The 23,243-nt window shown below is 68.2% G+C and carries 17 protein-coding genes and 5 pseudogenes; 10 read left to right on the forward strand and 12 right to left on the reverse strand.

The features are described from left to right. The first annotated feature begins 12 nt into the window (after window positions 1–12). From KIV56_RS02345 to cspE, 3 genes and pseudogenes are all read left to right on the forward strand, one after another. Window positions 13–3,449, forward strand: a pseudogene (locus tag KIV56_RS02345) (error-prone DNA polymerase). A 45-nt stretch (window positions 3,450–3,494) separates the two neighbouring features. Beyond that, a pseudogene (locus tag KIV56_RS02350) lies at window positions 3,495–4,330 on the forward strand (DUF3097 domain-containing protein). A gap of 256 nt (window positions 4,331–4,586) precedes the next feature. Beyond that, window positions 4,587–4,790, forward strand: coding sequence for a transcription antiterminator/RNA stability regulator CspE (cspE, locus tag KIV56_RS02355; protein ID WP_035840308.1), 204 nt, complete (start codon window positions 4,587–4,589; stop codon window positions 4,788–4,790). 148 nt (window positions 4,791–4,938) lie between these two features. Here cspE and KIV56_RS02360 read toward each other — a convergent pair whose 3' ends face one another. Next, on the reverse strand, window positions 4,939–5,526 hold the full coding sequence (locus KIV56_RS02360) for a TMEM175 family protein (protein ID WP_281535017.1): 588 nt from the start codon (window positions 5,524–5,526) through the stop codon (window positions 4,939–4,941). Between the two features lie 122 nt (window positions 5,527–5,648). On the opposite strand from KIV56_RS02360, the gene KIV56_RS02365 reads away from it, so the two are divergent. After that, window positions 5,649–6,158: a SixA phosphatase family protein gene (locus tag KIV56_RS02365; RefSeq protein WP_281535018.1), complete on the forward strand. Its 510-nt coding sequence runs from the start codon at window positions 5,649–5,651 to the stop codon at window positions 6,156–6,158. Window positions 6,159–6,174: 16 nt separating this feature from the next. On the opposite strand, the gene KIV56_RS02370 is transcribed toward KIV56_RS02365, so the two are convergent. Together KIV56_RS02370 and KIV56_RS02375 are read right to left on the reverse strand one after the other, a co-directional pair. Further along, the gene (locus KIV56_RS02370) at window positions 6,175–6,654 is read right to left on the reverse strand and encodes an Lrp/AsnC family transcriptional regulator (protein WP_134446595.1); all 480 of its coding nucleotides are present in this window, start codon (window positions 6,652–6,654) and stop codon (window positions 6,175–6,177) included. 110 nt (window positions 6,655–6,764) lie between these two features. After that, window positions 6,765–8,584, reverse strand: a pseudogene (locus KIV56_RS02375) (DEAD/DEAH box helicase). Window positions 8,585–8,642: 58 nt separating this feature from the next. Here KIV56_RS02375 and KIV56_RS02380 point away from each other — a divergent pair. Further along, window positions 8,643–9,431 (forward strand): SGNH/GDSL hydrolase family protein, encoded by a 789-nt coding sequence (locus KIV56_RS02380; RefSeq protein WP_281535019.1) that lies wholly within the window; start codon window positions 8,643–8,645, stop codon window positions 9,429–9,431. 24 nt (window positions 9,432–9,455) lie between these two features. On the opposite strand, the gene KIV56_RS02385 is transcribed toward KIV56_RS02380, so the two are convergent. Together KIV56_RS02385 and KIV56_RS02390 are read right to left on the reverse strand one after the other, a co-directional pair. Then, the gene (locus KIV56_RS02385) at window positions 9,456–10,691 is read right to left on the reverse strand and encodes a D-alanyl-D-alanine carboxypeptidase family protein (RefSeq protein ID WP_281535020.1); all 1,236 of its coding nucleotides are present in this window, start codon (window positions 10,689–10,691) and stop codon (window positions 9,456–9,458) included. A 58-nt stretch (window positions 10,692–10,749) separates the two neighbouring features. Further along, a pseudogene (locus KIV56_RS02390) lies at window positions 10,750–11,549 on the reverse strand (TrmH family RNA methyltransferase). 167 nt (window positions 11,550–11,716) lie between these two features. Between KIV56_RS02390 and KIV56_RS02395 the strand changes: the two are divergent. Both KIV56_RS02395 and KIV56_RS02400 read left to right on the forward strand, forming a co-directional pair. After that, the gene (locus KIV56_RS02395) at window positions 11,717–12,568 is read left to right on the forward strand and encodes a Sir2 family NAD-dependent protein deacetylase (RefSeq protein WP_281535021.1); all 852 of its coding nucleotides are present in this window, start codon (window positions 11,717–11,719) and stop codon (window positions 12,566–12,568) included. Between the two features lie 72 nt (window positions 12,569–12,640). Next, a complete protein-coding gene (locus KIV56_RS02400; protein WP_281535022.1) occupies window positions 12,641–13,297 on the forward strand; it encodes a histidine phosphatase family protein in 657 nt (218 codons plus the stop codon). Here KIV56_RS02400 and KIV56_RS02405 read toward each other — a convergent pair. Both KIV56_RS02405 and KIV56_RS02410 read right to left on the reverse strand, forming a co-directional pair. Beyond that, window positions 13,285–14,370, reverse strand: coding sequence for a glycosyltransferase family 4 protein (locus KIV56_RS02405; protein WP_281535023.1), 1,086 nt, complete (start codon window positions 14,368–14,370; stop codon window positions 13,285–13,287). The genes KIV56_RS02400 and KIV56_RS02405 overlap by 13 nt on opposite strands. A 13-nt stretch (window positions 14,371–14,383) precedes the next feature. Next, window positions 14,384–15,283, reverse strand: a complete 900-nt coding sequence (locus KIV56_RS02410) for an alpha/beta fold hydrolase (RefSeq protein WP_281535024.1) — start codon at window positions 15,281–15,283, stop codon at window positions 14,384–14,386. A gap of 79 nt (window positions 15,284–15,362) precedes the next feature. On the opposite strand from KIV56_RS02410, the gene KIV56_RS02415 reads away from it, so the two are divergent. Next, a complete protein-coding gene (locus KIV56_RS02415; RefSeq protein ID WP_281535025.1) occupies window positions 15,363–16,049 on the forward strand; it encodes an exonuclease domain-containing protein in 687 nt (228 codons plus the stop codon). Between the two features lie 69 nt (window positions 16,050–16,118). Here the strand turns inward: KIV56_RS02415 and KIV56_RS02420 are convergent, their stop codons facing one another. From KIV56_RS02420 to glgA, 3 genes and pseudogenes are all read right to left on the reverse strand, one after another. Then, window positions 16,119–16,370, reverse strand: a complete 252-nt coding sequence (locus KIV56_RS02420; RefSeq protein WP_134531880.1) for a type B 50S ribosomal protein L31 — start codon at window positions 16,368–16,370, stop codon at window positions 16,119–16,121. Window positions 16,371–16,482: 112 nt separating this feature from the next. After that, a pseudogene (locus tag KIV56_RS02425) lies at window positions 16,483–17,266 on the reverse strand (ABC transporter ATP-binding protein). A gap of 49 nt (window positions 17,267–17,315) precedes the next feature. Then, a complete protein-coding gene (gene glgA / locus KIV56_RS02430; RefSeq protein WP_281535026.1) occupies window positions 17,316–18,497 on the reverse strand; it encodes a glycogen synthase in 1,182 nt (393 codons plus the stop codon). An 81-nt stretch (window positions 18,498–18,578) separates the two neighbouring features. Between glgA and KIV56_RS02435 the strand changes: the two genes are divergently transcribed. Both KIV56_RS02435 and serB read left to right on the forward strand, forming a co-directional pair. After that, complete coding sequence (locus KIV56_RS02435) at window positions 18,579–19,823, forward strand: glucose-1-phosphate adenylyltransferase (RefSeq protein ID WP_281535027.1); 1,245 nt, start codon at window positions 18,579–18,581, stop codon at window positions 19,821–19,823. After that, window positions 19,820–20,467: a phosphoserine phosphatase SerB gene (gene serB, locus KIV56_RS02440; RefSeq protein ID WP_281535028.1), complete on the forward strand. Its 648-nt coding sequence runs from the start codon at window positions 19,820–19,822 to the stop codon at window positions 20,465–20,467. Before KIV56_RS02435 ends, serB begins: the two co-directional genes overlap by 4 nt. A gap of 35 nt (window positions 20,468–20,502) precedes the next feature. Here serB and KIV56_RS02445 read toward each other — a convergent pair whose 3' ends face one another. Together KIV56_RS02445 and fabG are read right to left on the reverse strand one after the other, a co-directional pair. Continuing rightward, window positions 20,503–22,176 (reverse strand): HNH endonuclease signature motif containing protein, encoded by a 1,674-nt coding sequence (locus tag KIV56_RS02445; RefSeq protein WP_281535029.1) that lies wholly within the window; start codon window positions 22,174–22,176, stop codon window positions 20,503–20,505. A gap of 302 nt (window positions 22,177–22,478) precedes the next feature. Next, complete coding sequence (gene fabG / locus KIV56_RS02450) at window positions 22,479–23,189, reverse strand: 3-oxoacyl-ACP reductase FabG (RefSeq protein WP_281535030.1); 711 nt, start codon at window positions 23,187–23,189, stop codon at window positions 22,479–22,481. Between the last annotated feature and the right edge of the window lie 54 nt (window positions 23,190–23,243).

Genomic DNA, 23,243 nt, shown 5'->3' on the forward strand with positions numbered 1-23,243 from the left:
GGGTGCTTACTGATGGGCTGGAGCAATCCCCCGATCCCGTGGTCGGACCTCGAGCGCGCCCTCTCCGATCAGCGCAGACCCGGCGGCCCGCCGCCGGGAGCCGACGGCGGCGACAGCCCGGCCTGGTCAGGAAAGCGCATGCCGTACCGTCCGGCCGCACCAACGGCCCCGGTCGGCTCTCCCGCCGCTGGTGCTGTCGTGCCGTACGCGGAACTGCACGCCCACTCCAACTTCAGCTTCCTCGACGGGTCGAGCTCCCCGGAGGCCCTTCTCGAGGAGGCCGCGAGACTCGGGCTCTCCGCCCTGGCCCTGGCCGACCACGACGGACTCTATGGCGCCGTGCGCCTTGCCGAGACGGCCGAGAGCTTCCCCGGCGTGGCCACGATCTTCGGCGCCGAACTCTCTCTCGGCCTCACCGAGCCGCAGAACGGCAGTGCGGACCCGGCAGGCACCCACCTGCTCGTGCTCGCCCGCGGCCAGGCCGGCTACCACCGCCTCGCCGCCGCACTCACGAGCGCCCATCTCGCGGGAGGCGAGAAGGGCAGGCCGCTCTACGACACCGAGGAACTCGCCGCCCAGGGCGACGGGACCTGGGCCGTCCTGACCGGATGCCGCAAGGGCGCCGTGCGCAGGGCTCTCGCAACCGGGGGGCCCACTGCCGCGGCTCGGGAACTGGCCGGACTCATTCGTCTCTTCGGAAGGGACAACGTCTTCGTGGAACTGTACGACCACGGCTACCCGGCGGACAGCGCCGCGAACGACGTCCTCGCCGGCCTCGCCGCAGAAACGGGCGTGCCGGTGCTCGCCACGAACGCCGTGCACTACGCCACCCCGGAGGGCTCCCGGCTCTCCGCCGCCCTCGCGGCCGTGCGCGCCCGGCGCAGCCTCGACCAGATGGACGGCTGGCTCCCGGGCTCCGACGGGGCCCACCTGCGCAGCGGCGCGGAAATGGCCGCTCGTTTCGCGCGCTACCCCGGCGCGGTCGCGAACACCGTACCGCTCGCGACCGAGCTGGCATTCTCACTGCGCCGGGCGCGCCCCCGCCTGCCCCGCCAGGATGTCCCCGCCGGACACACGCCAATGACGTGGCTGCGGTCCCTCGTCACGGACGGCGTCGCCGAGAAATACCCGGGCGCTGCTCCGTCGGTGCTCGAACGCATCGAGAAGGAACTCGCGGTCATCGAGGCCAAGGACTTCCCCGGATACTTCCTGATCGTGCACGACATCGTCCGGTTCGCGCGCAGTCGCGGCATCCTCTGCCAGGGCCGCGGCTCTGCGGCCAACTCCGCCGTCTGCTTCGTGCTCGGCATCACCGCCGTCGACTCGATCTTCTACCGGCTCCCGTTCGAACGGTTCCTGTCGAGCCTCCGCGACGAGGAACCGGACATCGACGTCGACTTCGACTCCGACCGGCGCGAAGAGGTCATCCAGTACGTCTACGGCCGCTACGGCAGGCTCAACGCCGCCCAGGTCGCGAACGTGATCACCTACCGGCCCAAGATCGCTGTGCGCGACATGTCCAAGGCGCTCGGCTTCAGCACCGGCCAGCAGGATGCCTGGTCGAAGCAGATCGAGCGTTGGGGAGAATCGGCCTCGAGCCCGGAGCACGACATCCCCCCGCTCGTGACCGACCTCGCCGAGCAGGCTCCTCGGGGCGCCCAGACACCTCGGCATCCACTCGGGTGGAATGGTCCTCACCGACCGCCCCGTCGGAGAGGTCTGCCCGATCGAACCGGCCAGGATGGACAACCGGACGGTCCTGCAGTGGGACAAGGATGACTGCGCCTGGATGGGCCTCGTGAAGTTCGACCTGCTCGGACTCGGGATGCTCGCGGCCATCCAGTACACCTTCGACCTCACCGCAGAACACCTCGGCGAGACCTGGACCCTCGCGACCATCCCGAAGGAGGAAGCCGGCGTCTACGACCAGCTCAGCCGGGCGGACTCCGTCGGAGTCTTCCAAGTCGAAAGCCGTGCCCAGATGGGCACCCTGCCCCGCCTGCAGCCGCGCCGGTTCTACGACCTCGTCGTCGAGATCGCCCTGATCCGGCCGGGGCCCATCCAGGGCGGCGCCGTGCATCCGTACATCCGGCGCAAGCTCGGGCAGGAGCCGGTGACCTACCTGCACCCGAAACTCGAGCCTGTGCTCGAACGCACCCTCGGCATCCCGCTGTTCCAGGAGCAGCTCATGCAGATGGCCATGGCCGTCGGCGGGTGCTCCGGCGAGGACGCCGACCTGCTTCGCCGCGCGATGGGGTCCAAGCGCGGCATCGAGAAGATCTCCACCCTCCGCGACCGTCTCTACGCCGGGATGGCGTCGAACGGGATCACCGGGGACGTCGCAGACACGATCTACGCCAAGATCGAGGCCTTCGCCAACTTCGGCTTCGCCGAGAGTCATTCGATCAGCTTCGCCCTGCTCGTGTACGCGAGCGCCTGGCTGCGCCTGCACTATCCGGGCGCCTTCCTGGCGGCCCTCCTCCGCGCCCAACCGATGGGCTTCTATTCTCCGCAGTCCCTCGTCGCGGACGCGCGCCGCCACGGCGTCACCGTGCTCCGCCCGGACATCCTCCGTTCGGGCGCCGAGGCCGGCCTCGAGGCCTGCGTCGCAGCCGCCGCCGTTCCCCCGGCAGTCCCACGAACGGCTCGCGGTGCCGCGTGCCTGTACCCCGAGCAGCCGCCGGTGCCGCTCTTCGACCGCCTGGTTCCTCCGGACTGGGCCGATCACCGCAGGGACGGCGCCTTCGCCGTCCGCCTCGGCCTCGCCGAGGTATCCGGCATCGGCCGTGACCTCGCCCGCCGCATCGTCTCCGAGCGCGACCGGGGCGGGCCGTACCTGTCGATGGCGGATGCCGCGGGCCGGGTCGGGCTGAACACGGAGCAGGCTCGAAGCGCTCGCCGCCGCCGGCGCCTTCTCCGGCCTGGGGCTCGAACCGCGGACCGCGCTGTGGACGGCCGGAGAGGCGGCTACCGAGCGACCCCAGCACCTCAGCGGTACAGCGGTCACCGTGCAGCCGCCGCTGCTCGATCTTCTCAGCCCGGTCGAGCAGGTCGTCTACGACCTCTGGGCGACCGGCATCTCCCCGGACGACCATCCGATCAGTCACGCGCGCGCGGGCCTGGCCGCACGCGGCGCCGTGCCGATCGACCGGCTGCCCACCGTCGAGTCCGGACGCCGGATCCAGGTCGGTGGCGTCGTGACGCACCGGCAGCGACCGGCGACCGCCGGTGGGGTGACCTTCCTCAATATCGAGGATGAGACCGGGACCCTCAACGTCATCGCCGGAATCGGCGTCTGGAACCGGTACCGTCGGATCGCACGGGAATCGCCCGCCCTCGTGGTGCGCGGCATCCTGGAGCGCTCCCCGGAGGGAGTCACGAACCTCCTCGCCGACAAGTTCGACACCCTCACCCTCGTCGCACCGACGACCTCCCGGGACTTCCGCTGAGGACCCGCGCATCGCCGGCTGATCTCTTCGGCTAACGTCGAACGGGTGAATGAGGACCGATACGGACAGGACGCCCTGAGACCGGGCTGGCGCGACGTGGGACGGAAGGTCGTCCCGACCCAGGAGGCCGTCCGCGACCTCGTCGTCGAAGAGGTCGCGACCGGGTTCTGCGGTGCGATCGTACGCCTCGAGAAGCAGATCGTGACCCTCGAGGACCGCCACGGCGCCCTCCGGCTCTTTCCCCTCGGCTCCGCCTTCCTGATCGACGGGGAGCCCGTGCGGCTCGTCGTCCCGGCCAGGGCGCCCCAGCAGCGCGCCCGGACGGCCTCCGGTTCCCTCGCTGTGGCTTCGTCACCCGCGCGGGTCGCCCGCGGCAGCCGGATCTTCGTCGAGGGCAGGCACGATGCCGAGCTCGTCGAGAAGGTCTGGGGGCCGACCTGCGGATCGAGGGCGTCGTCGTCGAATACCTCGAGGGCGTCGACAACCTCGAGGAGCTCCTCGCCGAATTCAAGCCGGGATCCGGACGTAAGGTCGGCGTGCTCGTCGACCACCTCGTGCGGGGGTCCAAAGAGAGCCGCATCGCCGAGAGCGTCTCTCGGGGGCCGCACGGTCGGAGCGTGCTCGTCGTCGGACATCCGTACGTCGACGTCTGGCAGGCCGTGAAACCGGAGCGGCTCGGCATGACGGGCTGGCCGACGATCCCCCGGTCGGTGGAGTGGAAACACGGGATCTGCCAGCACCTGGGCTGGCCGCACGAAGACCAGGCCGACATCGCCAGGGCCTGGCAACGCATCCTGGGCCGGGTGCGGTCGTATGCCGACCTCGAGGCCGCCTTCCTCGGCAGGGTCGAACAACTCATCGACTTCGTCACCGTTGATTGACAGTTCGACTGGATACTGCCCCTGTTCGAGCGAAATATTCATAAAACGTAACGGTTATGACTCGAATTCGCCCCGATTCGGCTTCTTACCGAGCGAAGTGGTCTAGTCTTGTCCCAGTAGTTGTAGTGCTTGCACGTCTTAAAACGCACGGACTTCGGTCCATGCGGCGTATTCCTTTCGGAAGCGGACGACGAATACCGCGACGAACGGCCCCGACAGTCGGGGTCGGTCTAACACTCCTGGAGGAGTTTCAAAAATGGCAACAGGTACCGTGAAATGGTTCAACGCTGAAAAGGGCTTCGGATTCATTGCTCCCGACGACGGAAGCGCCGACGTGTTCGCGCACTACTCCGCGATCGCTTCCAATGGCTACAAGTCCCTCGACGAGAACCAGAAGGTCGAGTTCGAGGTAACCCAGGGCCCCAAGGGTCCCCAGGCCGAGAACATCCGCGCCCTCTGATTCTGCTCAGTGCTGAATCAGCACACTGCTTGAACTGCGACTGACCCAGTCACTCGCCCAGAGAGCTCCAGTAATGCCCCCGCTTCGGCGGGGGCATTACTTCGTTAAGCCCTGAAGCAGTTCTAAGAACTGAAGCGGTGCCGGCGCATCACTCTTCGCGGCCCTCGCCGACGAAACGCTCGACCCGCCGGTCCGGTACCAGCCAGATCAGTGCGGCCACGGCGAAGACGCCCATGGACGCGAGCGGCTGCACGAGGGCAAGCAGAACCCCGGCGAGGTAGATGAACGGCGAGGCCTTGCCCTTCCAGTCCCGCCCGAGGGCCGTTGCCAGGGCTCCGTCTGCGCCCTGGTAACGGATCAGCGCCTGCTGCAGGATGAAGAACGCCACGGCGGCCAGGAGCAACGTGATCCCGTAGACCATGACCGGAACCTCGGCGAAGCCCGACTCGTCGCTCCACCTCGTCACGAACGGGAACAGGGAGAGCCAGAACAGAAGGTTCAGGTTCGCCCAGAGGATGCCGCCGTTCACGCCGGAGGCGAGGCGCAGCAGGTGGTGGTGGTTGTTCCAGTAGATCCCGATGTAGAGGAAACTCAGCAGGTAACTGAACAGCGTCGGCAGGAGGGACGCGAGCCCCTGCCAGGTCGGTTCTTCCGGCACCCGGATCTCGAGCACCATGATCGTGATGATGATGGCGAGCACGCCATCGCTGAACGCTTCGAGCCTGTTCTTGGTCACGATGCCTCCGAGTCCCTCGTGAAGAGCACAATGCAGTCAGGGAATCCTCCCAGATTCCGTGAACCCTGTCAGGAGCCAGTTTCCGAGGCGACCGGGGCGGCCGGCGGTGGCAGACTCAGGGTATGACTGAGCGCACCCTGATCCTGCTGCGGCACGCCAAATCGGACTGGTCCGGCGAGGTCTCCGACCTCGAGCGCCCGCTCGCGGACCGGGGACTCCTCCAGGCGCCGCTGGCGGGCGCGTGGCTCGACCGGAACATCGGTCACATCGATCTCGCGGTCGTCTCCCCCGCGCACCGTGCCCGCAGCACCTGGGACATCGCCGCGGGTGAGCTGGCGGAAACGCCGCCGATCCGGGTCGACAGCCGCGGCTATGCGGCATCCGCCGGTGAGCTGCTCGACGTCGTCCGGGAACTTCCGGACGAGTTCGATACTGTCGTTCTCGTCGTGCACAACCCCGGGATCGCCGGCCTCGCCGAACTCCTCACCGGTGCGTGGATACCGATGCCGACGAGCACACTCGCCGTGCTTGGCCTGACCGGACCGTGGTCCGACGCCGGCCGGCAGCCGGCCGAGATGCTCGCGACCGGGCGCCCGCCCGAAGACATTCCGCACCGGCACCGCGACCGGTGACGAGACGGTCGTGGGACTAGTTGACGAGGTCCTGCCAGCCGTCGCCGTCGACGTACTCGAAGATGAGGTTGGTCTCGGTGTGCGCGACCGCAGGATGCTCGGCGAGATGTTCGAGCACGAAGTCACGGAGCGCTGACGCGTTCGCCGCCGCGACGTGCAGGAGGTAGTCGTCCGCCCCCGCGGTGTGGAAGAGGCCGATGACGCCGGGCCAGTGCGGGGCGGCGTTGCGGAAGTCGTCGATCTGTACCCGGGCGTGCTTGACGAGCCGCACCGAAATGAGCGCCTGCAGGGAGGCACCGAGGGCCGCGAGGTCGATGTTCGCCCGGTACCCGCGGATGTGCCCGAGCTGCTGCAGCCGGCGCAGCCGGAGCGACACCGTCGACTCGGCGACACCGATTTCGGCAGCCAGTGCGGCGCCGGAGGCCCGCGCGTTGACCGAGAGGGCCTTCAGCAATGCCCGGTCGACCCTGTCGATTTCGGCCTTCTTCGGTTCCATCAGTCACACTCTTTCGTCATTGAGAGTTTATGCGACAAAACTCCCCCAGACGCAAGGGTCTGCGGCCAAACCGGATAACGATCGAGGATCGATCGCCTCTCTCCCTGGCTTTAGCTGCGGCCGAGACGGCGGCGCAGGAGGTCGATCCGGTTCTGGAGCTGGGTCACGCTCGCCTGGGCGACCGCGGGTCCTCCGCACACGCGCCGAAGTTCGGCGTGCACGATTCCGTGCGGTTCGTTCGCCAGTTTCGACCACATGCCCACCAGGCTCGCGAGCAGGGTGCGCTGTTCCTTCAGGGTGCGGTAGAGCGGCGGCGGTTCCTCCGGGGCGACCTCGCCCGTCACCGGGTTCTTGCGCCGGTCGGTCGAACGTTTCGCCTGGCGGGACTGCCGTTGCCTGAGCAGCTCGGACACCTGTTCCGGTTCGAGGAGCCCGGGGATGCCGATGAAGTCGAACTCCTCGTCGGTTCCCGGTTCGGCGAGCTGGCCGAATTCGTCGCCGTCGAACATGACCATGTCGAAGGTCGCCTGGGAGTCGATGGCCTGCCAGGTGAACTCGTCCTCGCCGAGACCGTCCGACCCCTTCTCGTCGCGGTTGGCCGCTGCCACCATCGCATCTTCGGGGTTGTACATCCCGTCGTCGCCGTCGTCCCGGTTGCTGCGGTCCAGGGCGTGGTCGCGCTCGAGTTCGAGCGCGTTGGCCAGGCTCAGGAGGCTCGGCACATTGGGCAGGAAGATCGAGGCAGTCTCACCGCGGCGCCTGGCGCGCACGAAGCGGCCGATCGCCTGGGCGAAGAACAGCGGCGTCGACGCGCTCGTCGCGTAGACACCGACGGCGAGCCGGGGCACGTCGACACCTTCGGACACCATTCGCACGGCGACCATCCACCGCCGGGTGTTCTTCGAGAACTCGTCGATCCGGTCGCTCGACTCCTTCTCGTCCGAGAGCACGACGGTGACCGGTTCCCCGGAGATCTCCTCGAGGATGGTGGCATAGGCCCGAGCGGCCGACTGGTCGGTCGCGATCACGAGACCGCCGGCGTCCGGGATGCCGTGCCGCACCTGGGTGAGGCGGGAGTCGGCCGCACGGAGGACCGCGGGGATCCACTGCCCCGTCGGTTCGAGCGCGGTGCGCCAGGCCTGGCTCGTGATGTCCTTGGTGTTGCCCTCGCCGAGTTTGGCTTCCATCTCGTCGCCTGCGCGTGTGCGCCATTTCATGTGCCCGGCGTAGACCATGAACATGACGGGTCGCACGACACCGTCGGCGAGAGCGCGACCGTAGCCGTAGTTGTAGTCACTCTGCGACAGGCGGATGCCGTGCTCGTCGGGCAGGTAGCTGACGAAGGGGATCGGCGAGGTGTCCGACCGGAACGGGGTCCCGGTCAGCGAGAGGCGGCGGGTCGCCGGTTCGAAGGCCTCGCGGATCGCGTCGCCCCAGGCTGAGGGCGTCGCCGCCGTGGTGCACCTCGTCGAGGATGACCAGGGTGCGGCTCGACTGGGTGAGCTCTCGGTGCAGGGCGGCCCGGCTGGCGACCTGGGCGTAGGTGACGGCGACTCCGTGGAAGTGGTTGCCGTAGCGCCCGTCCGCGTTCTTGAACGAGGGGTCGAGGCGGATGCCCGCGCGAGCTGCGGCATCCGCCCACTGGCGCTTGAGGTGTTCGGTCGGGGCGACGACGGTGATGCGGTCGATCAGGTGCCGCGCGCGGAGCCTCGGAGGCGAGCCGGAGTGCGAAGGTGGTCTTGCCTGCTCCCGGTGTCGCGGCGGCGAGGAAGTCCCGGGGCTGGTGCACGAAGTAGGCGGCGAGGGCCTCTTCCTGCCAGGCACGCAGCTTGGTCGCGGTGCCCCAGGCGGCCCGGCCGGGGAAGGACGGGGACAGGTGTTCGGCTGCACTCGTTCCCTGGTTCGGTTCGAACGCTGCTGAGATAGTCACTTCAATAGAACCTAGCAAGGTGCACGGACAGTTTCGTGCAAACGAGGAGAATGGACTGATGACAACCCCATTGCATCCTTGGTCGCGGTACGTAGCCGTCGGCGATTCCTTCACGGAGGGCGTCGGGGACCCCGAGCCCGCGTGCCCAGGCGGGTTCCGGGGCTGGTCCGACCGGGTCGCCGAGGTGCTCAGCCAGGGCTCGGCGGACTTCGCATACGCGAATCTCGCCGTGCGGGGCAAGCTGATCCGGCAGGTGATGGACGAGCAGCTGGAGCCGGCCCTCGACCTGCACCCCGACCTGATCACCTTCTCCGCGGGTGGCAACGACGTGATCCGGCCGGGGTCCGACCCCGATGAGATCGCCGCCCGATGCGACGAGGCCGTTCGCCTGCTCAGCCGCGACGGGGCCACGGTCGTGCTCTTCACGGGCGCCGATGTCGGGTTCGCCCCGGTCTTCCGCGGGATTCGCGGCAAGATCGCGATCTACAACGAGAACATCCGCGCGGTCGCGGCCCGGTACGACTGTGTCGTCGCCGACCTGTGGGCGCTCACCGAGATCCAGGACGCACGGATGTGGGCGCCCGACCGGCTGCACCTGAACGCCCTCGGACATCACACCGTCGCCCGGATGGTCCTCGACGTGCTCAACGTGCCCAATAGCCTCGAACCCTCGCAGCCCGAGCCGCTGCCCGCGCAGACCTGGCGCCAGGCCCGCAGCGAGGACATGGTCTGGGCGCGGGAGTATCTCGTGCCGTGGGTACTGCGCCGCATCCGGCACCAGTCGTCCGGGGACCACGTGCTGCCCAAGCGCCCGCAAGCCGGCCCGTTCCGCCAGGCCGTCAAGTAGCGCCAGGCCGTCACGTAGCGGGGGTCAGCGGGACGCGAGCAGTTCGCCCGGGTGCGTGAAGCGCCAGCCGGGTCCGGGATCACTCAGGGTGCCTTCGAGTACCAGGGGCACACTGATCTTCTCGGTGCCGACCGTGAAATCGAGGGACCCGACGGCGTCCCCGTTCGAGCCGACCCCGACCGAACGAGCCGTGGCGACGCCCGTGACGGGCGTGTCTGACCAGACGAGGGCGGATGCCGGCTCGGCGGCCACGACCGTCCCGTTCTGTCCCCAGACGCTCGCGTACGCTCCGTAGGGCGCACCCGCCTGTGTGAGGGCGACCTCACGGAAACCGGGTTTGACGCTCTCGATGAGCCGTCCGATGTCGGCGTCGAGGCTGTTGTGGGTGGTCCCGCCGAGCAGGACCCCGACCAGGGTCACGGTCTTGTCTCCGACGGTGAAGTCCGCGGAGAAGAGCAGGCACGCGCCGGCTTCGTCCGTCGTCCCGGTCTTGATGCCGTCGACGCCGTGCTCGCCGAGCATCTCGTTCGTGTTGGTCACGGTTCCGATCGTCGGAAGCGTGGCCGTCTTCTCGGAGACGATCGAGGCGAGCGCCGGGTTCTTCAGCACGAGCTTGCCGATCTCGACGAGGTCCGCGGGCGTGCTTGCGCTCAGCGGGGAGAGCCCGCTGGTGTCTGCGATCGTGGTCCCGGTCAGGCCATGGTCTGTGAGCCAGGCCCTGGCGACCTTCAGGTAGGCGTCCACGGATCCGAACGCCCAGTTGGCGAGGGTGATGCTGTAGTTGTTCGCGGAGGGCAGCAGCATGCCCTCGAGGGCCTGGCGCTGGCTCAGCACCATGCCGGACACGACGGGGGCGACCGAGCCGTCCTGGGCGAGCACGTCGTAGTAGATCTGCACGTCGGCGTCGGTGAATTTCAGGGCGGGTCCGGCCTCCGTGGCTGCGAGGGGTTTCGCCTCGAGCAGCACGAGGGAGGTGATCATCTTGGTGATGCTCGCGATCGGCACGGCGGCCTGGCTGCCGTTGGAGCCGAGGACACCGTCGTAGCCGACGGCGCCGATCGCGCCCTCCCCGATTCCCGGCCATGCCATCGCCGTCGCCGGCTGGGTGAGCGCGGCGGGCTGGGTGAGCGTCGCCGCCGAGGCCGGGAGGGCTGCGATACTCGTGGTCGCGAAGTAGCCCCCGAGGAGGATCACGACGAGCAGGCCGCCGAGGACCGCGAATCGGCGACGCAGGATGGTGGAACGACTCGCGGAAGGCATCCGTTCACTTTACCGATCCACGGATAGGGAAACGCTGGGCACCGCGGCGCGGCGCGGGTCAGCGCAGTGCGTACAGTGCGACCGCGCTCGCCGATGCGACATTGAGCGAGTCGACGCCGTGCAGCATCGGGATCGTCACGACCGTGTCCGCGACCGCGAGCGCCTGTCTGCTGAGCCCGTCGCCCTCTGCGCCGAGCACGATCGCGAGCCGCTCCGGCGGGTCGATCGCGAAGTCGTCGAGGCTCACCGCGTTGTCGGCGAGGGCGAGTGCTGCGAGGTGGAAACCGGCGTCGTGCAGCAGCGGAACGGCCTCGTCCCACTCCGGCAGGCGGGTCCACGGCACCTGCAGCACCGTGCCCATGCTCACGCGCACGCTGCGCCGGTACAGCGGGTCGGCGCAGCGCGGGGTGATCAGCACAGCGTCGGCGCCGAGTCCGGCGACGGAGCGGAAGATGGCGCCGACGTTGGTGTGGTCGACGATGTTCTCGAGGATCACGATCCGGCGGGCGTCCCGGATCAGGTCGGACACCGGCGCGAGCGCGGGCCGGTGCATCGCGGCGAGTGCCCCCGGTGCAGGTTGTACCCGGTGAGTTCTTCGAGCACGGATGCCGCGCCGACGTAGATCGGTACGTCCGGCCAGTCGGCGAGCAGTTCGAGGGCGTCGGGCAGCCACTGCTCCTGCAGGAGCACCGAGCGGGGGCGGTGTCCGGCCTCGAGGGCGCGCGCGATGACCTTGGTCGACTCGGCGATGTACAGGCCGCCCGCCGGTTCGGACTTCCGCCGGAGTGCGACATCCGTGAGCTGGGAATAATCGGCAAGACCGGGAAGGTCGAGGGAGTCGATGTGGATGATCTGCACGGTGATTGCCTTTCGAAGGAGAACACGTCCAGCCTGCCAGTTGTCCCGCCCGGTCCAGTACCCGAGGTGACGTACCCGAGGTCACGTACTCGGGGTCCGGTACCTGGGTTCTGTAACAAGGACGAAAACTGGCCCGCCTAGACTCGGAGTGGACAGGACGGAGCGTTATGACCACCGAGACGATTCCGGTCGCGGGCGAGGTTTCGGCAGACACCCTTGACACGGTCGCCGAACTCCTGCGCGGAAAGCGTGCTGCGGTGCTGACCGGCGCCGGGCTCAGCACGGATTCGGGCATCCCCGACTATCGGGGGAAGGGCGCACCGGTCCGCACCCCGATGAACTATCAGACCTTCATCGACGACCCGAGGGCCCGGGTCAGGTACTGGGCAGGCAGCCACCTCGGCTGGCGTCGGTTCCGCGCCGCCGAGCCGAACCTCGGGCACCGTTCCCTCGTCGCCCTCGAGGCGGGCGGGGTCATCTCGGGCGTGATCACCCAGAACGTCGACGGGCTGCACACCCGGGCAGGCTCCCGCCACGTCGTCGACCTGCACGGGTCGATGGATCTCGTCGTCTGCCTCTCCTGCGGCCAGGCCTTCGACAGGGAGAGCATCGCGGCACGCCTCGAGGCGGACAACCCGTCGCTCCGGCGACCCGACTCCGCCCGTCTGGCACCGGACGGTGACGCAGACGTCACCGACCTCACGGGCTTCGTCATCCCCGCGTGCACGGTCTGCGGTGGGATGCTCAAGCCCAACGTGGTCTTCTTCGGCGAGCTCGTGCCGACGGTGAAGTTCGTCGAGGCCACCGCCCTCGTCGCCGGGGCCCAGGCGCTCATCATCGCCGGGTCGTCCCTCGCGGTGAATTCGGGCATCCGCCTGCTCGAACAGGCCCGCCGCCGCAAACTGCCGATTATCGTCATCAATCGGGGCGTGACCAAGGGAGACGCGCGCGCACTGGTTAAACTGGAAGCCGGCACCTCCGAGGTGCTGTCCGGGCTCGCTCAGCGCCTCGCGGGGTAGCGGGGTCCGGTTCGCCAGGGCGGGGAAGCACCGAAAACCGCCAGACAGGAGCCACGCGAGACCATGCACCGGTTGCAGACCAGGCTTTCGATCGTCCGCCACGGCCAGACCGACTGGAATCTCGCCACCCGCATCCAGGGTCGAACCGACATCCCGCTGAACTCGACGGGACGAGCCCAGGCGGCCGAGACCGGTCTGCGATTGCTCAAACGGAGTCGCGAAGGTGCGGCGCCGAGCCTCGACGGCGGCCAGACTCCGAGTGCGGCAGGCTGGGAGAAGATCGTGTCGAGCCCGCTCGACAGGGCTGCGGAGACGGCCCGCATCATCGCCGGGGAACTCGGCCTGCCACGGCCGGAGATCATCGACGATCTCACCGAGCGCCACCACGGCCACATCGAGGGCCTCACGTTCGCCGAACGACAGCGCCAGTTCCCGAACGGGATACCCGTGCCCGGGCTCGAGTCGCGCCAGCAGGTCCTCGACAGGGTCCTTCCGGCGCTCGGCCGTGTGGCCGATGAATTCCCGGGCGACGCGGTGCTCGTGGTCTGCCACGGCGGCGTGATCGGAACGCTGATCCGGTACCTCACCGCCGGCGTGCGCCCGCACCCCGACGAGATCATCGCCAACGGATCCGTCCACGACTTCCTCTGGACAGACGGCCACCTCGAGCTCGAGCACTTCGACGCGACGATCCGCGGCTTCGCGGAGAACACGCACTATTCGGGCTGAGCGGTCTCCCGGATCACACGGAGCAGGATCTGGGCGGAATCGGCCCAGTTGTACCGGGCGGCCTGCTCGATGGCGAGCCCGGAGCGCTTCGCCCACTCCCCCGGCTCGTCGAGCCGGTGCACGACGGCGGCGAGCCCGCTCGCGTCGCGCGGTTCGAAGTAGAGCGCAGCCTCACCGCCGATCTCGCGGAAGATCGGGACATCGCTCACGACGACCGGGATCCCGAGGCTCATCGCTTCGACGAGGGGGATTCCGAAGCCCTCGTCGAGGGACGCGGTCACGAGGGCAGTCGCCGAATCGAGCAGGGACACGTACTCCTCGTCGGAGACCCCGTCGTGGAACACGATCCGGGCACCGGGGGCGAGCGCCCCGAGACGGGCCCGTTCTGCGGTTCCGATCCGGCTGAGCAGGTGCAGCTCGTGGCCAGGGAGGTCCACGAGGGCGCGCACGAGCGTGTCGACGTTCTTGTACGGCATGAACGAGCCCATGTAGACGAGGCTGCCCGTTGCCGGCCCGGTGCGCCGCACCACCGTCTCCGCCCCGGCCGCCCCGCCGAGGGCGCCGGCGGCATTGGGGACGACCGTGATGGGTTTGCGGGTGAGGCGGTGCTTCAGCATGAGCGCCCGTGTCGTCTCGGACACGGTCACAACGCCGTCTGCGCGGTTCAACAACATCCGCTGGGGCCACCAGGACAGGTGGTAGAGCCGCCAGAGCAGCCGGATGAAGCCGGGCAGGTCGCGCGGGGGTGTTCGGTTGCGGTAGTAGATCAGGTCGTGCACGGTGAGCAGCAGCCGGTAGTTGCGGCCCCACGATCCCATGGTCTGCATCGGGCTGAAGACGACATCGGGGTGCAGCCGGTTGACGCTGAGGGCGACGAGGGGTTCACGGATGCTGGTGGGCGCGTTCACGAGCTGCCACGGGAGTGCGGGCAGCATCGCGAGCTGCCGGTGGTCGCTGATGAGCATCGTCACCGTGTGCAGCCTGCTGAGCTCGGTCACGAGTTCGGAGGTGTAGCGGCTGATGCCGTCGTGCCGGTCGAACCGGGTGTAGCGGCAGTCGAACACGATTCTCATGCCGGTCGGCCGTTCATGAGGAGGCCGTTTCGTCGAGGAAGCGACGCAGCTGTTCCGCCGCTTCGGCGGGGACTTCATAGTGGATGAGATGCCCGACGTGGGGGATGACATAGAGACGTGCGTCGGGGAACAGCCCGCGCAGCCGATACTGGGCCTCGACGGGGGTGATGTCGTCCTTGTCCGCCGCGATCAGCAGGGTGCGCTGCGGGATGCGTGCGGCGAATTCACTGACATCGCTTCCGACCGAGGCGCGGAAGGCCTCGAGCACGACCCGACGATCGGAGAAGGCGGAGAAGTACCGGTCGTGCTGGTTGTGGATCCAGCGGCGCAGGGCGGGGTCACGGGTCTTGGCCATCGCGATGCTCATCACGCGCACGATGACGCGGTTGCGAAGCAGGGCGAAGCCGAACCGTTCTGGCAGGGCGGCCGCCGACCAGTAGTAGAACACCGCGAGTCGGGTGAGGATGCCGCGGGGACCGGACAGGGCCGGCGCCGCGATCGGGTTGACCAGCACGACGACATCGGCGGGCAGCCCGCCGGCGACGGCGGAGGCCACGATGATCGAGCCAAAGGAGTGCCCGAGGATCACCGTGCGCCCGGTCGGGGCGACCGCAGAGACGAACCCCCTGAGCCACTCCGAGTAGCCGGGCACATCGTGTGCCAGGGCCGTGAGGGGCGCCGATTCGCCGAAGCCGGGCAGGTCGGGCGAGAGGATGCGGTACCCCGCGAGCTGGGCGACAACGGGCTCGAGGCCGTGATGGTCACCGCGGAAGCCGTGCACCATCACGATCGTCGTCGTCGCGGCCGGATCCCCGTACTCCCAGTAACGGGTGTCGGTCCCGAGCACCGGGACGGTGTGGACGCTCACCGGGATGCGGGCGAGCTGGGCGTCGTATGGCGAAGGAACAATCATCCGCTCCAGTTTACGGTGACGCGCACGGCGGACGGCGGTGACTCCCGGGGATGTCGGCGGTCGGCCCTAGGCTGGCCCCATGAGCAACTGGAGTGACACCCTCGCCGTCTTCGACCTCGAAACGACCGGAATCGACGTGGAGACGAGTCGCATCGTCTCGGCGACGGTGGCCGTGATCGACGTCTCGGGGGCCGTCGTCGAACGCATCGACTGGCTTCTCGACCCCGGCGTCGAGATCCCGGAACAGGCGACCAACGTGCACGGCATCACGACCGCCCAGGCCGTCGCGAACGGCCGCGTCGCCGGGGAAGGCGTCACGGAGATCGTCGCGACCATCCGCGAGCTGCTCGGCCGGGGCCTTCCGATCGTCGCGTACAACGCTCCCTACGACCTCTCCCTGCTCAACCGGGAGGCACTGCGCTATGGCGTCGCACCGCTCGTCTCCCCCTCACCCGTCGTCGACCCACTGGTGATCGACAAGCAGGTGGACCGCTACCGTAAGGGCAAGCGCACGCTCGAGGTCACGAGCGCCTACTACGGGGTTTCCCTCGACGACGCCCATGACGCCGGCGCGGACGCGATCGCCGCTGGGAGGGTCGCCCAGGCCATCGCCAAGGCGCACGTCGCGGTGCTGCCTGGCACGGTCGCCGAGCTGCACGAGCTGCAGGTGCAGTGGTCGATGCAGCAGGCGGAGCGCTTCCAGGACTACATGCGCCGCGAACGCGACCCGAAGTTCGTCGCGACCGGCGCGTGGCCTGAGCGGTAGCGCGGGTACAGAAAAGACGAGCAGACAGGGCTGCTCGCCTTTTCTAAATCGCGCTTGAGTGCGTCGGTCTTATTTGCCGAAGCCCTTGTAGCGGGAGTTGAACTTCTCCACGCGTCCGGCGGAGTCCATGATGCGCTGCTTGCCCGTGTAGAACGGGTGCGACTCGGAGGAGATTTCCACGTCGATGACGGGGTAGGTGGTGCCGTCTTCCCACTCGATCGTCTTGGCGCTCGAGACCGTCGAACGGGTCAGGAAGGTCGCACCCGACGCGAGGTCGCGGAAGACCACGGGGGTGTAGGTGGGGTGGATGTCAGACTTCATGAAAACTTCCTTATATGAGTTGCGCCGGTCCGGACCGGGTGGACCGGGGAACGGCGGCAGGAAAAAGTTGCACGGCCCGAGGACCGACTGTCGAGTCTAGCAGAAGCCGGCGTCAGGCCGCACGGGCCGTGAAACGGCCGCCATCCTGGCCGAGGTCGATCGGCAGGCCGAACGTTTCGGTGAGGGTGTCCGCCGTGAGCGACTCGGCGAATGGGCCGGCCGAGACGACCCGACCGCCGGAAAGCAGCAGGGCGTGGGTGAAGCCCAACGGGATCTCTTCGACGTGGTGGGTGACCATGATGATCGCCGGGGAGCTCGCCTCGAGGGCATAGCCGCCGAGAAGGCGCAGCAGTTCTTCGCGGGCGCCGAGGTCGAGACTGGCCGCTGGTTCGTCGAGCAGGAGCAGTTCGGGGTCGGTCATGATCGAGCGGGCGATCTGGACGCGCTTCTGTTCGCCGTCGCTCAGGGTGCCGAAGGTGCGGTCGGCGAGGTGGTCGAGTCGCCATTCCTGGAGCACACGCTGGGCACGACGCTCGTCAATGGTCTCGTATTCCTCGGTCCAGCGACCGGTCACCGAGTACGCGGCGGTCATGACGACGTCGAGCACCTTTTCCCCGGCCGGAACCTTGCGGGCGAGCGCTGTCGACGCGAAGCCGATGCGGGGACGCAGGCTCGAACAGGTCGGTGCCGCCGATCGGCTCTTCGAGCACCTCTGCGGTGCCCCTGGTGGGGTGCAGCATCGCGGCGGCGATCTGCAGGAGCGTGGTCTTTCCTGCTCCGTTCGGGCCCAGGATCACCCAGCGCTGATCGTCATCAACACTCCAGTTCACTGAGTCGAGGATGGTTGTGCCAGCCCGGACGACGGAGACGTCGGTGAAGTGAAGAACGTTGACCATGCATCCATGTTATCTGCCGACGCCGACGCGCCGGCACGCCGGGCGGGCCTCAGAGCAACCCGGCGTAGATCTCCCGCGTGCTCGTGGCGATCTGGCTCCAGCTGAACTTTTGCTCGGCCCTGATCCGGCCGGCCCTGCCCATCTCCGCGGCGCGGTCGGGGTCTGCGAGGACCTCGATCAGGGTGCCGGCGAGGTCGGCGACGAAACGATCGGGGTCGATCGGCGTTCCTGTTCCGTCGGTGACCTGGTCGAGGGGAACGAGGCGTCCGGTGACGCCGTCGTCGACGACCTCGGGGATGCCGCCTGTCGCCGACCCGACAACGGGGAGGCCGCAGGCCATCGCCTCGAGGTTGACGATGCCGAGCGGCTCGTAGACCGAGGGACAGACGAAGACGGTCCCGGCGGTCAGTACGGCAGAGAGGTCGTGCTGGGACAGGTGTTCGGGGATCCAGACGACGCCGGTGCGCTCGGCCTGCAGCGCCCTGACTCCCGCCGTCACCTCGGCCATGATCTCCGCGGTATCCGGTGCCCCGGCGCACAAGACGAGCTGGACCTCAGGCGGGAGCGACGCTGCGGCCCGGAGAAGGTACGGCAGACCCTTCTGCCGGGTGATCCGTCCGACGAACACGACCGAGGGCCGGGTGGGGTCGATGCCGAGCGAACGAACGATGTCTTCGTCTGCGGTCGGCTTCCACTTCTCGAGGTCGATTCCGTTGTAGACGACGTGCACCCGGGACTCGTCGAGTGCCGGGTAGCTGCGGAGGATGTCCGCCCGCATGCCACCGCTCACGGCGATGACGGCATCCGCTGCCTCGAACGCCGTGCGTTCGATCCAGCTCGAGACCCGGTAGCCGCCGCCGAGCTGTTCGGCTTTCCACGGCCGGAGCGGCTCGAGGCTGTGCGCGGTGACGACATGAGGGACGCCGTGGAGGAGCTTTGCGAGGTGCCCGGCGCCATTGGCGTACCAGGTGTGCGAGTGCACGATATCGGTGCCCGCGGCGTCCTGGGCCATCAACAGGTCGACGCCGAGCGTCGACAGGGCACCGTTCGCCGTGGCCAGCTCGGCGGGGACGCCGTAGGCGAAGGTATCCGGCTCGTCGCGTGGAGAACCGAAGCAGCGCACCACGACATCGATGTCGGTACGGAGGGCCTTGACGAGCTCGGCGACGTGCACGCCGGCCCCGCCGTAGATCTCTGGTGGATATTCCTTTGTCAACAGATCGACTCGCATGAAAGTAAAACTAGCGCAGCATCGCGTCCGACACACCGTTTTCGGGTGGCCCCCGGCCCCGGATGCCCTTACTGTAAAGACATGGCATCGAAGAAGATCTTTGGAATCGTACTCGCTGGTGGCGAGGGCAAACGACTGATGCCGTTGACGGAGGACCGCGCAAAGCCGGCCGTACCGTTCGGCGGCAACTACCGGCTCATCGACTTCGCACTGTCCAACCTGATCAATTCCGGGTTGACCCAGATCGTCGTCCTGACGCAGTACAAGTCGCACAGCCTCGACCGTCACGTCTCACAGACCTGGCACGTCTCCGGCGGCTTGTTCAACTCATACATCGCCTCCGTCCCCGCGCAGCAGCGCCTCGGCAAGCGTTGGTTCTCCGGTTCTGCGGACGCGATCCTGCAGAGCCTCAACCTGATCCACGACGAGAAGCCCGACATCGTCGTCGTCGTCGGTGCAGACCACGTGTACCGCATGGACTTCAGTCAAATGATCGCCGCCCACATCGCCTCGGGGGCGCAGGCCACCGTCGCTGCGATCCGCCAGCCGATCGGCCTCGCCGACCAGTTCGGCGTCATCGAGGTCGACGGAGCCACTCCGGACCACATCCGCGAGTTCCGCGAGAAGCCCAAGGACGCCGTCGGTCTGGCCGACGCACCGCACGAGGTGTTCGCGTCCATGGGCAACTACGTCTTCAACGCAGACGCCCTGATCGAGGCCGTGCTGCGTGACGGCGAACGAACCGACTCGAGCCACGACATGGGTGGGGACATCATTCCCGACTTCGTGTCCCGCGGTGAGGCCGGTGTCTACGACCTCCAGCGCAACGAAGTTCCGGGTTCCACCGATCGCGACCGGTACTACTGGCGCGACGTGGGAACCATCGACTCCTTCTTCGAGGCGCACCAGGACCTGATCAGCGCGCTCCCGGTCTTCAACCTGTACAACCAGAAGTGGCCGATCTTCAGCCAGCAGCTCAACTCGCCGCCGGCCAAGTTCGTCCGGGACGGCCGTGGCTCGCTCGGCACGATGATCGACTCGATCGTGTCCCTCGGCTGCGTCATCTCCGGTGCCCACATCGAGCGCAGCGTGCTCGGGCCGTGGGTGGCGATCGATTCCGGCGCCCACATCGCCGACTCGATCCTCTTCGACCGGGTGCAGATCCTGCCCGGCGCGACCGTTCGTCGGGCCATCCTCGACAAGAACGTCGTCGTCGCCGCAGGGGCCACCGTCGGCGTCGACAAGGATCGCGACCTCGCGCGTGGATTCAGCGTCACCGAGTCCGGCATCACCGTGGTCGGCAAGGGCGTGCACGTACACCCGTGACCCGTCCCACTCGTTTCCTGGTCGTCCTCGATTCCGATTCCACCCTGATTGAAAACGAAGTCATCGAACTCCTGGCGGATGCCGCGGGTTCGCTCGAACTCGTCGCCGCGGTCACCGAACAGGCCATGCGCGGCGAGATCGACTTCGCCCAGAGCCTCCGTGCCCGGGTGAAGACGCTCGCCGGGCTGCCGGAGAGCGTCTTCACCGAGGTCGGCCGTCTGGTGCGCCCGACTCCGGGCGTCCACGAGCTCATCGCCGGCCTGCACGCCCACGGCAGTCGCATCGGGGTCGTCTCGGGAGGCTTCCACGAAGTGCTCGATCCGCTCGCGGAGAGCCTCGGAATCGACCACTGGCGAGCCAATCGGCTCGAGGTCGCCGACGGCCACCTCACCGGCAACCTGGTCGGGCCGATCATCGACGCGACCGCGAAGGCGGACACCCTCCAGGAATGGGCGGCGGAACTCGGCGTCGCACTCCCCCAGACCGTCGCCGTCGGCGACGGCGCGAACGACCTGAAGATGATGCACGTCGCGGGCCTCGGCATCGCGTTCAACGCGAAGCCTCTCGTTCGGGCCAAGGCGGACGTCGCGATCGACATCTGCGACCTCAGCCAGGTCCTTCCCATCCTCGGCCTCCGCGGCTAGCGCTTCCGCACCAGGCGCCGCCGTGTCCGGTGGACTCAGTCGCGGTTGGGTGGTCCGGTGAGGACCTGGTGGGCGCGGTGCCGGTTCGGTGGCCGCCACAGTCGTTGCGGGTCGATCAGCCCCGGGGCCCGGACTTGCGGCGACCCCTTCACCATGCGGATCTCCCACCCGGAGGTGTCGATCGTGTGGTGATGGAACCAACACAGTAAGACACCGTTGTCGACGGTCGTGGGTCCGTCTTTCGCCCATGGCTTCACGTGGTGCACTTCGGCCCAGTGTGCGGGTGCTTTGCAGCCGGGGATGATGCAGCCGCCGTCGCGGGCGGTGATCGCCCGGCGCTGCGCCCGGTTGAAGTACCGTCGCTCCGGTCCGAGTTTGAGGACCTGGTTGTTCTCCCCGAACAACACCCCTTGGAAGCCGCCGTCACAGATCCGCTGATGCACCGTCTTCAAAGACACCGGGGCCTCGACGCCGTCGATCCACCCGACGCCGACGCCGCTCGCGAGGTCGGCGGCGTTCACGTGCACCATCACCGTCGGGGCCGACCCGCCCATGCTGGGCGTGTCCTCGTCCCGGGCGGCGTGCTCGAACAAGGCCCGAAGGATGTCTGCACGTTTCTCCCCGCCGGTACGGGTATCCGCACGGCGCTCCCGCAGCTCGGCCTCGATCACATCCAGCTCTGGGCCCGTACCAGCCTCGCCAGAGGTCTCGGCGCCGGGGATCAGCTGCCCGGAGTCCATCAGGGCTTGCTCCTCCTCGGTGGGGAACGCGGGCCGGGCGTGGAAGCTGAGGAACGCGTCGAAGAGGGTGTTCATCATCCCGTAGAGCTCCGGCGTCACCCCACCCTTCACCGGGTACAGGCCGTTCTTCAATTGGCCGAAGCCGATGTTCGACTTCGCCTCGAACAGATCCTCCTGGGGCAGGACCCCGTCGGGGTCGAGGATGGCTTGCCATTGGAGCACCATGCCGCGGATCAGGTCTGCGGCCGCGGGCACCCCGGCGCCGGCGAGGATCTCGGTCTCGGGCGTGATCCACCCGGCCGCCGTGGCGACCAGGGCACGTTCGGCGACCTCGACCTCGGCCGGGACCGCCCGGTGACTGACCGCCCCGAGCCCCGTGGTGATCATTTCGGCCGCTTCCACACCGATGTCCCCCGTCGCCAGGGCGGCCCCGACGACCGGGAAGAGCGGCGGCAACACCGCCAGGCCCGCCCGGCGGGGCAACACCGCATCCCCGAGCTTGATGCGGCGCTTCACCTCCCGGGCCGAGACCCGCGTCACCCGGGTCAGCACATCCCAGGGGCCCCGGCAGCCCATGCGCCACGCCAGGCCCTCCCGGCCGAGCACCCGGGCCCGCCGGTCCACATCCGTGGCGGTGTTCACCCGGGCCGCGTCCACCGTCCGGCCGATCGCCTCCACAGTGCTGAGCGCCTTCACCGCTTCTGTGTCACTGAGCAGTCCGACCGGGATCGCGGCCAGGGCTTCTGCGAGAGCCGCCTGCGCCTCGACGAGCCGGGCGACAGCATCCGCATGCACCGACGGCACCGACGGCACCGACCCGGCCAGCCCTTCCGCACCTTCGAAACCCTCGGCAACGGCGACCGGCTGGGCCGGCTGGGCCGGCTCGACACCGACGGTGGGCTGGTCTCCCGCGGCCCCGGAATCGGGTGTCTGCGGGGTGTGTGACTGGGGATCCGTAGCTCCTGCCATACCCCGATTCTACCCCGAATCGAACACGAATGCGAGACTTACTCACCTAATTTATGGCTGATCATCTCAAGTTTCACACCTGCAGACGAGAGTAAGCATCGCCCGTGGTGGCTACCTCATGAGATCCGCCCGGGCGAGCGCCTCAGGTCCGCGGACCAGTGCGGCGGATCCCTCCCGGCAGCACGGATCTCCTGAGGTAGCCACCACTACTGCCCGAATCTCCTGAGGCTACTGCGTGAGGCGAGGGTCTCGCGCAGGGTCGCGCCGACCTCCATGTCGCCGTGGGCGCATCGCTGACCTGGTCAGTGACCCATGCCGAGACCGCCGTCGACCGGGATCACGGCACCGGAGATGTACCCGGCGTCGTCGCCCGCGAGCCACGTGACGACCTTCGCGACCTCGGTGGCAGACGCAAAGCGTCCTGCCGGGATGTTCTTCTTGTACTCGGCCTGAACGGCATCGGAAAGCTCGGCGGTCATCTCGGTCTCAATGAAGCCGGGCGCGACGACGTTCGCGGTGATGCCGCGGGCACCGAGTTCGCGCGTGACGGAGCGGGCGAGCCCGACCAGCCCGCTCTTGGAGGCGGAGTAGTTGACCTGCCCGGCGGAACCGTAGAGGCCGACCACGCTCGAGATCAGCACGATCCGGCCGAACCTGGCCTTGAGCATGCCCTTGGACGCGCGCTTGACGACGCGGAAGGCGCCGCTCAGGTTCGTGTCGATCACCGAGGTGAAGTCGTCCTCGGTCATCCGCATCAGGAGGGTGTCCTTGGTGATTCCGGCGTTGGCCACGACCACTTCGACCGGTCCGAGGGACGCCTCGATCTCGGTGAACGCGGCGTCGATCGATGCGGCGTCCGTGACGTCGGCCCGCACCGTGAGGGTGCCCTCCGGGCCGGACCCGGAGCGGGCGGTGACCGCCACGCGGTGGCCCTGGCGTACGAATTCTTCGGCGATGGCAAAGCCGATCCCGCGGTTGCCCCCGGTCACGAGAACGGTCCTGACGGAAGGCATCCGGTTCCAATCTATTCCCAGCGAACGACCAGCCGTACGCACGTATATTCCAGT

Origin of the sequence: Cryobacterium breve, from assembly GCF_027594785.1 — a bacterium.
GTDB classification, from domain to species: Bacteria; Actinomycetota; Actinomycetes; order Actinomycetales; family Microbacteriaceae; genus Cryobacterium; species Cryobacterium breve_A.